Source organism: Atlanticothrix silvestris CENA357 (genome assembly GCF_016056295.1).
GTDB classification, from domain to species: domain Bacteria; phylum Cyanobacteriota; class Cyanobacteriia; order Cyanobacteriales; family Nostocaceae; genus Atlanticothrix; species Atlanticothrix silvestris.
The window spans coordinates 1-13,911 of record NZ_JAECZB010000031.1 but is presented as its reverse complement, the minus strand read 5'-3'; the positions used below and the strand labels follow the sequence as shown (position 1 = coordinate 13,911).

At 40.2% G+C, this 13,911-nt stretch carries 11 protein-coding genes and 1 pseudogene; 4 read left to right on the top strand and 8 right to left on the bottom strand.

Annotated elements, in window-relative coordinates; genetic code table 11:
• Positions 1-108: 108 nt before the first annotated feature.
• The 3 genes from I8751_RS13555 to I8751_RS13545 form a co-directional block, all read right to left on the bottom strand.
• Entirely contained in the window at positions 109-717 is a 609-nt protein-coding gene (locus tag I8751_RS13555) for a hypothetical protein (protein ID WP_214439685.1), read from the bottom strand.
• A gap of 64 nt (positions 718-781) precedes the next feature.
• Positions 782-1,117 (bottom strand): hypothetical protein, encoded by a 336-nt coding sequence (locus I8751_RS13550; RefSeq protein WP_214439684.1) that lies wholly within the window; start codon positions 1,115-1,117, stop codon positions 782-784.
• A 790-nt stretch (positions 1,118-1,907) separates the two neighbouring features.
• The gene (locus I8751_RS13545) at positions 1,908-2,567 is read right to left on the bottom strand and encodes a Coq4 family protein (protein ID WP_214439683.1); all 660 of its coding nucleotides are present in this window, start codon (positions 2,565-2,567) and stop codon (positions 1,908-1,910) included.
• A gap of 338 nt (positions 2,568-2,905) precedes the next feature.
• On the opposite strand from I8751_RS13545, the gene I8751_RS13540 reads away from it, so the two are divergent.
• Positions 2,906-3,709, top strand: a complete 804-nt coding sequence (locus tag I8751_RS13540) for an alpha/beta fold hydrolase (RefSeq protein ID WP_214439715.1) — start codon at positions 2,906-2,908, stop codon at positions 3,707-3,709.
• 165 nt (positions 3,710-3,874) lie between these two features.
• On the opposite strand, the gene I8751_RS13535 is transcribed toward I8751_RS13540, so the two are convergent.
• A complete protein-coding gene (locus I8751_RS13535; RefSeq protein ID WP_214439682.1) occupies positions 3,875-4,249 on the bottom strand; it encodes a hypothetical protein in 375 nt (124 codons plus the stop codon).
• A 933-nt stretch (positions 4,250-5,182) separates the two neighbouring features.
• Here I8751_RS13535 and ptsP point away from each other — a divergent pair.
• Positions 5,183-7,690, top strand: a complete 2,508-nt coding sequence (gene ptsP, locus I8751_RS13530) for a phosphoenolpyruvate--protein phosphotransferase (protein WP_214439681.1) — start codon at positions 5,183-5,185, stop codon at positions 7,688-7,690.
• 71 nt (positions 7,691-7,761) lie between these two features.
• On the opposite strand, the gene I8751_RS13525 is transcribed toward ptsP, so the two are convergent.
• Positions 7,762-8,784, bottom strand: a complete 1,023-nt coding sequence (locus tag I8751_RS13525; RefSeq protein WP_214439680.1) for a tetratricopeptide repeat protein — start codon at positions 8,782-8,784, stop codon at positions 7,762-7,764.
• A 264-nt stretch (positions 8,785-9,048) separates the two neighbouring features.
• Positions 9,049-9,351 (bottom strand): hypothetical protein, encoded by a 303-nt coding sequence (locus I8751_RS13520; protein ID WP_214439679.1) that lies wholly within the window; start codon positions 9,349-9,351, stop codon positions 9,049-9,051.
• A gap of 265 nt (positions 9,352-9,616) precedes the next feature.
• Here I8751_RS13520 and I8751_RS13515 point away from each other — a divergent pair, with 265 nt between their 5' ends.
• Positions 9,617-9,988: a hypothetical protein gene (locus I8751_RS13515; protein WP_214439678.1), complete on the top strand. Its 372-nt coding sequence runs from the start codon at positions 9,617-9,619 to the stop codon at positions 9,986-9,988.
• Between the two features lie 20 nt (positions 9,989-10,008).
• On the opposite strand, the gene I8751_RS13510 is transcribed toward I8751_RS13515, so the two are convergent.
• Positions 10,009-12,342: a WD40 repeat domain-containing protein gene (locus tag I8751_RS13510; protein WP_214439677.1), complete on the bottom strand. Its 2,334-nt coding sequence runs from the start codon at positions 12,340-12,342 to the stop codon at positions 10,009-10,011.
• A 236-nt stretch (positions 12,343-12,578) separates the two neighbouring features.
• Between I8751_RS13510 and I8751_RS13505 the strand changes: the two genes are divergently transcribed.
• Positions 12,579-13,514 carry a phosphotransferase family protein gene (locus I8751_RS13505; RefSeq protein ID WP_214439676.1) on the top strand — a complete coding sequence of 312 codons (936 nt, stop codon included), beginning with the start codon at positions 12,579-12,581 and terminating at the stop codon, positions 13,512-13,514.
• A 72-nt stretch (positions 13,515-13,586) separates the two neighbouring features.
• Here the strand turns inward: I8751_RS13505 and I8751_RS13500 are convergent.
• Positions 13,587-13,911, bottom strand: a pseudogene (locus I8751_RS13500) (IS4 family transposase); the annotation flags it as partial.

Genomic DNA, 13,911 nt, shown 5'->3' with positions numbered 1-13,911 from the left:
AATATTGCTAGTGAAAATAATATCAGGCTCAACCGCAGGTATAGGGGGGGACTGGTTACGAGATTCATTAACCCGTAACCTCCAGTCAATGTTATTTTCAAACATTGATTACGTTCCCGCCCCCTCCTGTAAGTCGTTATCCTGTCCTTTCTTCTTAATCAACGCCCGTCTAGCTGCATCAGTTACAGGAACCTCAACATTAGTGCTAGTTTGAGCCGCTGACTGTTTCATGATTCCTGAACGAGAACCAGTAGGGAGAATGAAATAAGGGAAGATTTCAGTATTTCCTGGTGTAGCTTCAATTTTCCCAGGGGGGATTAACTCACCCAAAGCCTCACCGATCGCATAGGTAGGTACAGCAGTGGGAAAGTTGAAACTAATAGTCTGGTAGTTACCTTTTTGGGTTTTCTTCCCAGTCACCAACTTAATATTTTTCCCGTGGGGTACTGCCCTGGCGTGTCCAGTAGTTCTACCCTCTGCTACTTGAGCATCCTTACCACCCAAAGTTGTACCATCTGCTAGTACTTTTGTTCTGGTATACCCCTTGCGTTTTCTAATGATAGTCCCGGTAAAAATCTTGGCTTCGATATCCAAGAACCTAGCGGTTGATAGCTTGCAATAGAAAAAATATTGAGGGTCTGGGTTAGTTCTACCAGCATCATTGGTTGTATTGATCCCCATGATAAATGCGACATGGGGTAACGGTTTTGTTGCCATAAGTTTTATTTATTGTGTATAGGGATAGGGTATATGTATTGGATATACCCTTCAAAGATTGGAATTATACGTAACTTGGAGTAGTGGTATTCAGGTCAACTGAAGCTACAATCTGAACCCCATAGGTAGCGTTATAGAACTGAAGACCGCTAGTAGTATCAGTTTGTACTGTCCCAGTTGTAGGTGCTGGGTATGCGTTTAAAGCCTCACCTACTACAGGAGCAGCAGCCGTATTTTTAGCGACTTGGGCAACATACGCAGCCTGTAGTAACTTAGCGAACATTTCAGCGGTATCAACCCCACTAGGTAAGGGGGCAATTGCATCAAACCAAGTTTTCAATGAAGAGTCAGTAATTTTAGCGGAAATCTCAGCGAAGGTTAAATCAGCTACAGCAGCCATATTTTTCTCCAAATATCAAATCAGGTATTTTTTTTATTGATATCCTGGCAAAAGCAAGCTGTCAACAGCTTTAAAATAAGGATTTCTTGAATAGTGTCAGCAAAATTATTTCTTACAGATTAACCCCTAAGAAATAGTTTTTGTATCAGAAAAAAAACGTATAATTTATGGCTTGAGATACCCTGTCAATTAACCGAAAAGTACGTATATTTTTTCAAAACGCCAAAACTTCAGGATTAGAGAATTAAGTTTTGAAAATTACGTTATCAACGGCTTCACAGCTTTTACCCTCAAAATGTTGACGGCGAAACCGATCGCATGGGGATTCACTCTAGTCAATTATCTTTTTTAAATTAGCGAAATGCTCAATCCTGCGTATGCCACTTGCATACTCAACCAAGCAATAAGGCGCGTTTGCTGTGGTGTACTCAACAATTATGCAGGGTTGGTTTGTTTTCTCGTTTAAATATTTAGCCATTAGTCGAAATTCCTATTTCGTCACATCTGCTTAATGAAACTCACTATCAATTAGCTCCAAGCAAAAAACTGAGCTTTGATCGGCGTTTCTAGTAGCTTAGAAGTAGCAATTTTGGGGTTTTGGGGCTTGTTGCCCTCAAGCACTTGCATAGCGCTCGTTGCAGCGCCAGATACCGCCAACAGCTTATAAATTTTGGCAGCAAGAATAAATATTGAATTATTTTACTGTCAGTCTCCCACCATAGCGTTAATTCGTTTATTGGTGGGATATTAAGGCGATAAAAATATTTCCGTCTTCCGATTCAATTACCCCTTAGTAAATGCGATCGCTATTTGCTTGCAGAAGATATTGAGACGGTTCAATTGTGGGAATCTCTGATAATCCCAGACGTTTTATAACCTCATGAATTGGCTCTTGCCAATGGTTTTCAAAGCGGTAGCCTAATAAAAAATCCGCTTTTTTAGCTAATTTTCGTCCTTTTTGTAGGTTGATAAAAATCGCTTTCATTTGCCAGGGAGCCAGAATTGGATAAAGTAATCTAGCAAACCACAAACTGATTTTAAGTGACTTGCTATAGTTTTGCTCAGCAGCAAAAGCCAGAACGCCGATTTCGCCTGCATAGCTGGTATCAAAACCTAGCAAAACATGAAAAATATCGTGGGTAACAGTGTATCGCAGAGCAAATACATTACGTCGCGCAACATCCTCTAGTTCAGGACTGACATTCAGCGGTTTGAGGTGGTTTGCTTGCATGTGATCAGCATATTTTCGCCCAAAAGTGTCCTGAGGATATTGGCTTAATTCCACCAAATCAATCGCAGGATGATAGCCCACCACCTGTTGTAATTTAGAGGCTATCTCTGGGGAGACTTTTGCTCCTAAAAAATCAGATTTAAGAATGGCAAAATCACCTATGTTTTCTGAGTTTTTGGCTGCTAAAATTGCTTTGAATTGTTTAAACTTGTAAAACATAAGCACTTTTTTGCATTTCTGCTTGATCCCAGGCTTTTCTGTAAAATTTTAGCAAACTCAATTCCCTTCTCTACGAGAGGCTGCGCCAACGGGAGAGGGAACTCTTAACGGGCAACAGGCAACAGTTTGTCCGTTCGTTCCCTCTCACCACCAATGGGTTTGAGTCCCCCACCTATAGGTGGTAAGTCTTGACGGGAGCTTAAATCTCCCGTTACAGACAGTCCCTGTTCCCTGTTCCCTGTTCCCTGTTCCCTATTCCCTGTTCCCCGTTAATTTTGCAGTCAGTTTGTCATAGTATTAACTTGTTCGATTTTCACTCTCAAAGTGTATTAGTTACCATGCCGATGGTTCAGGTTAACGGAATTGACTTGTTCTACGACATTAAAGGAACAGGTGAGCCTTTACTACTAATTGCAGGTTTCTTGTGTGATCATTCTTATTGGTCGCTAATCATGCAATCACTCGTCTCTCGATATCAAGTCATTCGCGTGGATAACCGAGGAATGGGGCGAAGTTCTGCTTCCGACATTCCCTATACTATTCAACAAATGGCAAATGATATTACAGTGTTGCTCGATCGCATCGGTATTGACAAGGTGCATGTAGCAGGGCATTCGATGGGTGGTCATATTGCTCAAGAGTTAGTTTTGGCGAACCCTGAAAAAGTGCAAAGTCTCATGCTACTGTCATCTTTGGCAAAGGGTGATGAACGATTCAACAGCATCATCCAAACATGGGGCGATCTTCCTAATTTTATAGATCTGAAGCTTTATGAAAAAATAATACTACCCTGGATATTTACGGATGAGTTCTACTCTATTCCTGGGATGGTCGAGCAACTAATCGAATGGGCAATCAAATATCCCTTCGCGCCAACAACTTATACACTCTATCATCACAGCAGAGCTATTATTGGCTTTGACACTAGCGATCGCCTAAAGTATATTAATTGTCCTACTCTAGTTCTGGTTGGTAAACAAGATATCCTCACTCCGGTCAAATTTTCGCAAGAACTTGCTCAGGGTATTCCTAACGCCGAACTTGTAGTTCTTGAGCGTGGAGGTCATGGTTTTTTGATCGAGTCACCAGAGGCTGTGGCTTCAGCTATGCTATACGCATTATCTCAAATATCCAAAATGTAGATAAAGAAAATGGAGAGCGTAAAATTAATTACTACTCTCCGCTAAATGGTTATAGATAATCTAAAGCTTATTATATAGCAAACATGTAGCAAGTAACACTCTATTAACCCTAAATTTTTTCAGGTTGGTTTAGCCATATTTTAGCGAGAAGATTAGGAGGTAAATTTAGTGAATTCTCTCTCTGAGCAATTGTTCTTCTAAGGCAGCAATGCGATTATAGGCTGCTGTTAACTGGGCTGTCAGTCGTTGTATTTGAATTTCTGGTGTTAAATTCTTGTCTTTGCTTTGACGATTCATGTCTAGATAAATGCCATCTGTTAATACATCCTTGTGTTCCATTTCTGGATTTAAACGGATTTTTCCTTTCGACTGATAATGTTTACCATCGCTATGTTCTAGATAATTATCCTTTGCTTGTGTATTTGCTAAGGAACACTCTGAAAAAGCTTGAGCAACTTTACCATCAAGCTGCTCAATTACCTGATAGAGGGCATCCAGTTTATGGCTCAAAGTCAGAATCTGCTTTTGTAATGGCTCCATTTAATACCCTCGTCCGCATATTTTCTCTATGTTATTCAATTTACTGGCAATTTTAACCATACTTATGAATTATTTAATTTTTCAAATATTCTGTTGGAATGCGATATCTAAGTAATTATTTATAGATATTAATCAATATTGTTTGTGAGTGTTACCTGATTAATTTTTGAGAAAATTTAAAATATAAGCAATATTTTTCAGAAAAATCTACTAAATTAGTCGATTTTTGCATATTTGCCGCATTTTAAAATAAATATGGCGAAATCATCCCTAAAAACAGCAGTGGCAACTGTCTGAGATTAAGTTGAATAGTTGGCAGTCTCTTGAGATACACTGAGTATTTTTTAGATCAAGCAAAATCATAGAATTATAGCCATTAGGAAACCTTGATAATTAACCATAATAACTAGCATTCACTCAAAAACTTAAAACCTCGAAATGCTAATCTAGTAAAGATCGTGGCTGTTATAGTGATAGTAATTTAATACAAACTTGCCTTAGTGATCTGCCCAAATTCATCTCTACTTTTGTTATCTATGCAGAGAGATTGACAATCTCAAGAATCTGTAGAAAATCTAAAGAATTTGTTTAGAAAGGAACAAGGAACGGGCAACAGACAACACAAGCTTTAGATAATTTATTTTTGAAAGACTCTAACTATTACATAGATCACCATTTTAATTCTCCAAGTTATAATTTTCTATACTTAAATTTATAGGCAAATAAAATACTAATGAATGCTGTAATTACCTGCTTTTTTTCTTACCAAGAGGGGGTAAAGGTTATTCTGTTCGTATTTCTAGCCAAAAAAACCGAAAAATTTTTGGACAGTTGCAATTGTAATCGAGATTAGGTGCTATTTTTAGCGGTATATAAGGCTGAAACAGGTAACGATCTAAGTACAAGACTCTCAACAAGGTTAATGGTGTTGCAGTGGTCGGAATTGTAATTGTTTCTCACAGTAAACAGCTAGCACTTGGCGTGCGAGAACTTGCCAAACAGATGGTTCAGGGTGACTTTCCCATCGCTGTTGCAGCAGGTATTGAAGACTCAGATAACCCACTGGGTACAGATCCTATCCAGGTTTATGAGGCGATCGCATCTGTTTTTAGCGATGATGGAGTATTAGTTTTAATGGATTTGGGAAGTGCTTTAATGAGTGCAGAAATGGCTCTAGAGTTTCTCCCCGAAGCACAGCGAGAGCATGTGTATTTGTGTGAAGCACCCTTGGTAGAAGGTGCAATTGCTGCTGTAGTTGCAGCCGCAGCAGGTAGGAATATTCAGCAAGTGATTGCAGAAGCACGAGGTGCATTAACAGTGAAAGCTACTCAATTAGGTGTAGATAGTCCTCATCTGTCAGTTGTTAGTAGCGATCGCCCCAATAATACAGAGTACCCAACTCAAGAACTTCGGCTGACTGTCAGCAATAGGCTAGGATTACATGCTCGTCCTGCGGCTTTGTTTGTTGCTACAGCTGCTCGGTTTCAATCTCAAATTAAGGTACGGAATTTAACTAAAAATACAGCAGTTGTTGGGGGTGACAGCATTAACCAAGTAGCAATTTTGGGAGTACGTCAAGGACATGAACTAGAAATTACTGCCACAGGCGATGATGCAGACCAGGCACTGGCGGCATTACAAGCATTATTTGCTACCAATTTTGGTGAAGATGATAGCACCTTTGAACCTGCACAAACGGTTAACCACGAAGTTATCTCAGCAACTCCCGGCGAATTATTAGGGATTGCAGCTTCTCCAGGGGTGGCGATCGCTCCTGTAGTTCATTATCAACCATCTGCTATTACTATTACGGAATATCACGTAGATGATCCAGAGGCAGAGTGGCAACGTTTACAAGCAGCTATTCACACAGCTTGCCAGGAAATTCAAGCGGTATTCTCCCAAGCATCTATTCAAATTGGTGATGCTGAAGCTGCCATTTTTGATGCCCATCTCCTGGTTTTAAAAGATCCAGTGTTGCTGGAAGCTGCTTATCAGCGCATTTTAGAACATCATCTCAATGCTGAAGCTGCTTGGCAAGCTGTAGTGGATGAAGTAGCGACTTCCTACCGGACATTGGAAGATTCTTATCTGCAAGAGCGAGTTGATGATGTTGTAGATGTGGGACAAAGAGTGCTGCGATTATTAGTTGGAAATGCTCCGGCTAGTCTGCATTTGTTGGAACCAGCGATTTTGGTAGCGACTGATTTGGCTCCCTCGGATGCTATCGGTTTAGACCCGACAATGGTGCTGGGCATTTGTACTACTGTTGGCAGTGCGACTTCCCACAGCGCTATTATTGCTCGGACATTAGGCATTCCCGCAGTTTTGGGCGTAGGTGGGGAAGTGTTACATCTAGAAGATGGTACACTCATGGCACTTGATGGCGAAACTGGTAAAGCTTGGGTAGAACCAGAACCAGATATCCTTGATGTTCTAGCCGCCAAGCGGGAGGCATGGCAAACTGCCCAACGAGAAGCAAAAGCCAAAGCCCACCAACCAGCAGTGACTCGTGATGGACAGCAAATCAATGTCTTCGCCAATGTTGGCAGCATCAATGATGTGCAAGTAGCTATAGCTAGCGGTGCAGAGGGAGTAGGACTACTGCGTACCGAATTTTTATATTTAGGCAGAACCATTGCCCCTACTGAAGATGAGCAATTTGCAGTTTATCAGGCGATCGCTCAAGTTTTAAATCATCGCCCGTTAATTATTCGGACTTTGGATGTCGGTGGTGATAAGCCACTTCCCTATCTCAATATAGGTTTTACAGAAGCCAATCCATTCTTAGGTTGGCGGGGAATCCGTTTTTGTTTGGATCATCCAGAATTCTTTAAAACTCAATTACGGGCAATTTTAAGAGCCAGTGCCGAACATAATCTTAAAATTATGTTGCCGATGATTGCAACTGTGATGGAGGTACGCGCAGCTAAGATAATTCTGGGTGAAGTGCAGGATGAACTGCGACAAGCTGAAATTATTTTCGATGAAAATCTGCAAGTGGGAATTATGGTAGAAGTACCTTCAGCAGTAGCGATCGCTGATCAGTTAGCTGCCGAGGTAGACTTTTTTAGTATTGGCACGAATGATCTCACTCAGTATGTCATGGCAGGCGATCGCACCAATTTGCGAGTGGCAACTTTAGTGGATGCTTTACACCCAGCAGTCTTACGGATGATAAGACAAACCGTCCAAGCTGCCCATACAGCCGGGATTTGGGTAGGCTTATGTGGCGAACTAGCAGCACACCCATTAGCAGCACCAATTTTATTAGGTTTGGGGCTAGATGAATTGAGTGTGAATCCCCAAAGTATACCGATACTTAAGCAAGCGATCGCTCGATTGAGTGTAACTGAAGCTGAGGCGATCGCTACTTTAGCATTACAACAAGACTCTGCAAATCATGTCAGAGCTTTATTGCAACAATCAACTGTTCCATAGAAAACAAGTAATAGTTCGTAGTAAGCACTTAGTGCTTAGAAAATAAGCACTGAAGTCCTTACTACAAACTTTTAAAGAGCGTCCATAAACTGCCGTACCCTTTCTAAAAGTGGCTGATATTCGAGTTGTTCAGCTAATTCTTGAGCATTTCGATAGCATGATCGCGCCAACTTTTTACGTTTCGTTATGGCGTACAGTTTGCCCATATTCACCAAAGTTGAACTTTCTCCCAAAGAATCACCCAGTTCTTGATAAATCGCGATCGCTTGTTTGTAGAACTTTAATCCCTGCCTGTATTGTGCAAGAATACTGTAGGTAAAACCAATGTTGTGAAGAGTTGTTGCTTCACCAGGGCTATCGTTTAATGCTTGACGTGTCAACAGAACTTGATGGTACAGTACTAGTGCTTCTTTAGGTTGTCCTAGATCACTATATACAGAAGCAATGTTGTTTAAGGTAGTTGCTTCACCAAGCAAATTTTTAGTGGCTCGTTGAATTGGTAGGGCTTCTTGCAGAAATTTGAGAGCTTGTTCAAACTTGCCTAGAGTACAGTAAGCAAAACCAATGCCATTTAATGTTGTGGCTTCACCGGAAAAATCGCCTAGCGATCGCCGCATTGCTAAAATTTGATGTTGTAGCAACAATGCTCGTTTCGGTTCTCGCAATTTTGTATAAATCAACGCCACATCATTGAGAGTAGAAACTTCGCCTTGAGTATCCTGCAATTTCCTGAAGATGAGAACTGCTTTGTCTAAATATTCTAAGGCTTGAGAAAATTGTCCCAAACGGCTGTAAGTGGAACCCAAATTACTCAGAGCAGTGGCCTGGGCGCGATCGTTATCAAGTTCTTGAGCGACTGCAAGCGCCTGATGAAAACACTCTAATGCTTTTTGAGTTTGCCAGCAACCGAGGTGAGCTAAACCAATGTCGTTCAATGTATGACCTTCTCTGGCTCGATCTGGAATGGCTCTAGCTAATTGTAAATTCTCGGTAGCTAAATCGAGATATTCTGAAAATTTTCCTCGCTGGTAGTAGCGGCTGGCTTCATGGCGACGTTGTTCCCACTGTTTGACTTGACTAAAAGGTTGCGTCATCTGTCCTCGGTTGCACTAGAGATAAATAGATGCTTGGGCAGATACCTTTTGGAAATGAACTCCTTTAAGGTTTCCCAAATTTGAGTTAACCATTATTTTCTACCCTTAGATATAAAATGTAAATAGATAAGTCTACCTTTAGATACAAGACGAAAGCAATAATATCTGCATAAAAGCAGCAAAGCATAGATAAATGTAGCTATGCAAAGAAAATTGCAGCATTAGCAATACAACAAGATTCTGCAACTCATATTTAGCCGTATATTATTTACTGACTTTAAATTTTGCGTGTTCTCCCAACCATTCGGATTTGGGATTTTGAGAGAACCATAGCATCTCTAACAATCCCCAAATAATACTTTTGCGAATCAGAGATTGTCTTTGTTGCATTCGCTTACGACGTTCTTCAGCAAAATATGCTTCAGCTGTCATGTCTTTAAGTATTTCAACTCCTAGAGTTGTTGACACCTGTTGATGCCATTTCAGTAAAGATTTTAGTAATTCGGATGGTGGATGGTCAAAACGCTTGACTAAAATGGGAGGCTGGCGAAGAAAAGTGTACCACACTTAATGAAATCAATAGAACAGGGGTTTTGCTGGTTACAAGGAAGTATAAAAATTGCTAAAAAATACTAGTAAAAATAGCTTGTTATCAAGATGCAGAAATTCTTAGGTCTAACCGTTTGCTTATCTGCTGTTATCTCATTTATCCCTACACTAGCCTTTGGCCTTCCGTTTTCAGGAAACCAGACATTAAATATTTTGGCTGAAAAAGCTAAGTTATTCTATGGTTTTATCTCTCTCCAAAACATTAGTTATAGGTAACTTCCTAATGAAGCAGGTTTCTGCAATTTTATTGAGTTTTCTGTTGATGGCTTCTTCTGCGCCTCGACCTACTCAACTGTTAAAAGTGTTTCCTGCGGAGAATTCAGCACAGACCTCCGTACAATTTGTTGGAGCTGCATTGAATTTTACTTTGGGAGAAGAGGCAGAGCGTGGCTCGGTACAACTATTTGTTGATGGAGTAGATGTCACGAAACAAGCTCGGATTAGTGGCACCCGTGATTGGCCTCAGAGCTATTACAAAATTTCTTACACTCCGAATTCTTTTCAGCTAGGCATTCATTGTGCTGAAATTCGATTTCGGACTACAGACAATACAACAAAATCTGATAGCTGGTATTTTTCTATCAAATCTCCTTAATATTAACCAATCCCATTTGTTTAATAATCTATTTGCCACATTCTGATGGCTTTATCAGCACTACCACTGGCAAGAAACCTACCGTCTGGACTAAGAGCAACAGAATTCACCTTTCCTGAATGTCCGGCGAGGGTTTGCAATAATTCACCTGTGGAAATACGCCAAATTTTGATGGTTGTATCAGCACTACCACTAAAGAGGAGTTGTCCATCAGCACTCACAGCTAAGGCTTTTACCTCTTCGATGTGTCCAGTTAAGGTATATAAGAGTTTACCTGTAATGAGATGCCAAATTTTAATAGTTGTATCAGCACTACCACTAAAGAGGAGTTGGCCATTAGGACTTATGGCAATTGATTTGATCTCTGCGTTATGACCATTAAGGGTGCGTAATGGATCGCCAGTCTGGGGGTTCCACAACCTAATTTTAGTGTCAGAACTACCACTAGCCAGGATGGTAGCATCGGGGCTGATAGCTATAGCATGAACAGCAGATGAATGCCAGAGCGTACAAATGCGATCGCCTTTATGGAGATGCCAAATCTTAATTTTATTACTACCACTGGCGAGAATTTGCCCATCGGGACTGATAGCTACAACATTTACTGGTTTTTGATGTCCTAAAAGCGTGTGGAGTAATTTACCTGTTCTCAAGTGCCAAATTTGGACATTACTTTTGGGGTGTTCACAGCTACCAACAGCAAGCAAATTGCCATCGGGACTGACTGCAACAGATGAAACTTCTCCCAAATTTTCTGTGAAAGTACGGATTTGTTTACCAGTTTTAAGGTTCCATAGGTTAATGGTTTTATCGGCACATCCACTCACTAATATTTCACCATCAGGACTAATAGCAATGGATGCGACCTTACCTGAATATTCAGTTAAGGTGTAGCCGAGTTCAGGAGATTTTATAGTGCGTTGGTGTTTAAGATTAGCGATCGCATCTAAAAGCTTTTCAACATCTAGAATACTTTGGCGATCGCCTACTGTCGTAAAATATTCTTTTAAATTTTGGATATATTCTTCATCTTCTATGCCCACAGCTAATTGCATCGCCTCTAGGGGGTTAGCAAATTCCTGGGGTAAGACTTGACGCAAATCTAACCATGTGTATATCGAATATTCAACTTGTTCTTGTGACCAAGAGCGATCGGGTAAACTAGATAAACTCTGAGCTAATTGCAAAGCCAATTCTGGAATCCAGTAACGTAGTTCGTTTTCTAAGGCTTGGTAAACTTCTTTGTAACCTGTAGCAATTGTTTGCACCGATTGCCAATCAAGCATATCTTTGAGCAAACTTGGTAGCAACTCTGGTAATAAAGGAGGTACATCATGATGAACTAAATGATAAACATCAGCTACCCAAGCAGCAACCAAACAGTGGCAAGTCATTAATACCTGAGAAAGCTTTTCAAAATCTTGATGGTTAACTTGATATTGTAATGAGAGTTTACTAATATCAATACCTTGAACTTTCCACTTTTCAGATTTTTCTAAAATCGCCAAATTCAATACATTATCTTTACCTAGAAGATTAATTTCTTCTATATCTTCTCCCAGGGCTAGTAATTCATCTCTAACTTTTTTCCATTCTAAAGCTCGATTTTTGGCAGATTCCTGGACAATTTCTTGATAAGGTAATCGATAAATTGTTTTGTAATAATATTTTTCTTGCCCTAATCCCCAATAAGCAATACGTAAATTTAAATAATCTCCATCATTTTCTGATTCTAAAATTAAAATAGGCTCTGTTCTTAACGCCCCAAATAAAGCTTTGATACTAGATTCACTATGAAAACGTTTACTATCCCAAGCTCCTGCTAATAATTCTGTAGGTCTAATTGGACTTTGGAAAGAGTAGTGTTTATTAACAAACTCTCTTAAACCTTCAGCTAACATTAGCTCAATTTCAGAACTGCTTTCATTTCTGTGGTCAAATGAGTCAAATTGCACTTGTGGAGGAGCAATAAAGATTTTTAATGGGGCGCGACTACAACTAGTAGGAGAATCTAAGATCTGCGAAGGATATAGCCTTAAAGGCCAACTATCCAGAATTTTATGAACTTCCGGTAAATTGAGTACTGTATCTCTTTCTTGTTTGGCTATTTGTAATTGTGTCTCACGGTGATAAACAGCCAACTGCTGTTGCAAGAGTTTTTCTTGTGTAAATCCTGGCACATAATTGTTGATATGAGTTGAAATATTTACAGATTGTGCAAATTCTTGAATTGTTTTTGGCAGTTGATACTTAGTGGTTGCTAGACTCTCTTGTGTTCTCTTTTGTATGAGAGATACAACTATAGGTGCAAACTCTAGGATGAGTTGAATGAGTAATTTTAACCCTGGCTCCATAGGGAAATACCTGTTAAATAAATAACACTAACGTAGTTCTCAAAGATAGATCACAGATTAGCAGCAGAGGCTACCTAAACTATGCTGTTGTAATCTGCTGACTTTCGTTGTTGATTGATAAAGTTAGTAAACATTGCCCATGTTACTACTTTAATGGATCATCTTTGCCAATCAAATAAAGAGTCCTTGAAAAATTATGCTTAAGAATATCCTACTAAATCTAAATGTGAGGTAATTTGACACTTATAGAAATTAAAAAGGCTATTTTGCGTTGTTGTCCCGAATGGACAATTGACTCAATATCCTACCTCGCTGAAGGAGACTTCTGTTCAGCATACGTTGTCAATGATGAATGGGTTTTCCGCTTTGCTAAACACGACAAAGCACGCGCGAGTTTGAAACGCGAATACTGTTTACTCCCCCAACTTGCAAATCGAATTACACTCCCGATTCCATCTTTGCAAATTGCCTACCTTGAAGATAATCCAAAACTGTCATTTATCGCTTACCCGTTCTTACCCGGTCATGCTCTTTCGCAAGAACACTATTTCACACTTGACGAAGCAAGTCGAACCCGTTGTGCAAAGCAAGTAGCGCACTTCCTCAATCAGATTCACTCGGTGGATATAAGGCTTGCAGAGGATTGTCATGTATTAACCAATGAATATGCAAATTGGTGTTCTGATTTGTTGAAGCGATCGCAAGAGAATCTGTTTACAATCCTAGATGAACCAGAATGCCTGTTTCTTGAACGGGTGATTGGGAATTATCTCGAATCATCCAGCAACACCTCAAATTTTCGCTCCACATTGCTGCACGGCGACCTTTCTCCAGATCATGTTCTCTTCGATGATAAAGCGAAGCGGGTCAGTGCCATCATTGACTTTGGGGACATAATGATTGGAGATGCGGCATGGGATTTCCTCTGGATTTATGAGGACTATGGCTTGGACTTCTTGTCGCGGATGCTCCCAGCATATCGTGAATCTGATCAGCCTGCACTGTTGCAGCGTGTATTTCAATTTTCACAGCTGCAAACTATTGACTGGGCTATTAGGTGTCAGCTCAAAGGTGACAATGCTTTTATGGAAGCCATTACACAATTAAGAACGATGAGGGTTCAAGAGGAAGCGCGTTTTACAGAATTGTTGTTAACTTGCGGATTTGCCTAATACCAATTTCCGAAAAAAATGCAATAGATGCGTAGTACTCTGTCCCATTAATCTGAAGGGGTGACAAAGAAGCTACAAAGCAGACTGGATAAGAGACATAGCACGTAGACCCTTGCGAAAATAGGGTAGTTTACTGGGCTTTAAACGCATTAAATCATGAGCTAAATCAGCCCAAAACTCCATTGCACCCACCCATAATTGGCCATACAAACCAACCCAAAATGCGCTATGTCGGCGATGTAGTCGGTTTAATTCCTTCAGACGACCAATATATTTTTGTAATCCCATTTGACGAGAGTTACGACCTGCTAAAACAGCACAAGTATAGGCGATAGCAATTAATAAAATCAGTGCCATCAATCGTTGACCATCAGCAGAAGTAGATTCAAGATTATAG

What these genes read in the sequence shown, in the direction of transcription:
- I8751_RS13535 (WP_214439682.1), bottom strand. Translation starts at nt 4,249, where the DNA reads ATGGAGCCATTACAAAAGCAGATTCTGACTTTGAGCCATAAACTGGAT.
- I8751_RS13555 (WP_214439685.1), bottom strand. Translation starts at nt 717, where the DNA reads ATGGCAACAAAACCGTTACCCCATGTCGCATTTATCATGGGGATCAAT.
- I8751_RS13510 (WP_214439677.1), bottom strand. Translation starts at nt 12,342, where the DNA reads ATGGAGCCAGGGTTAAAATTACTCATTCAACTCATCCTAGAGTTTGCA.
- I8751_RS13525 (WP_214439680.1), bottom strand. Translation starts at nt 8,784, where the DNA reads ATGACGCAACCTTTTAGTCAAGTCAAACAGTGGGAACAACGTCGCCAT.
- I8751_RS13540 (WP_214439715.1), top strand. Translation starts at nt 2,906, where the DNA reads ATGCCGATGGTTCAGGTTAACGGAATTGACTTGTTCTACGACATTAAA.
- I8751_RS13550 (WP_214439684.1), bottom strand. Translation starts at nt 1,117, where the DNA reads ATGGCTGCTGTAGCTGATTTAACCTTCGCTGAGATTTCCGCTAAAATT.
- I8751_RS13545 (WP_214439683.1), bottom strand. Translation starts at nt 2,567, where the DNA reads ATGTTTTACAAGTTTAAACAATTCAAAGCAATTTTAGCAGCCAAAAAC.
- I8751_RS13515 (WP_214439678.1), top strand. Translation starts at nt 9,617, where the DNA reads ATGAAGCAGGTTTCTGCAATTTTATTGAGTTTTCTGTTGATGGCTTCT.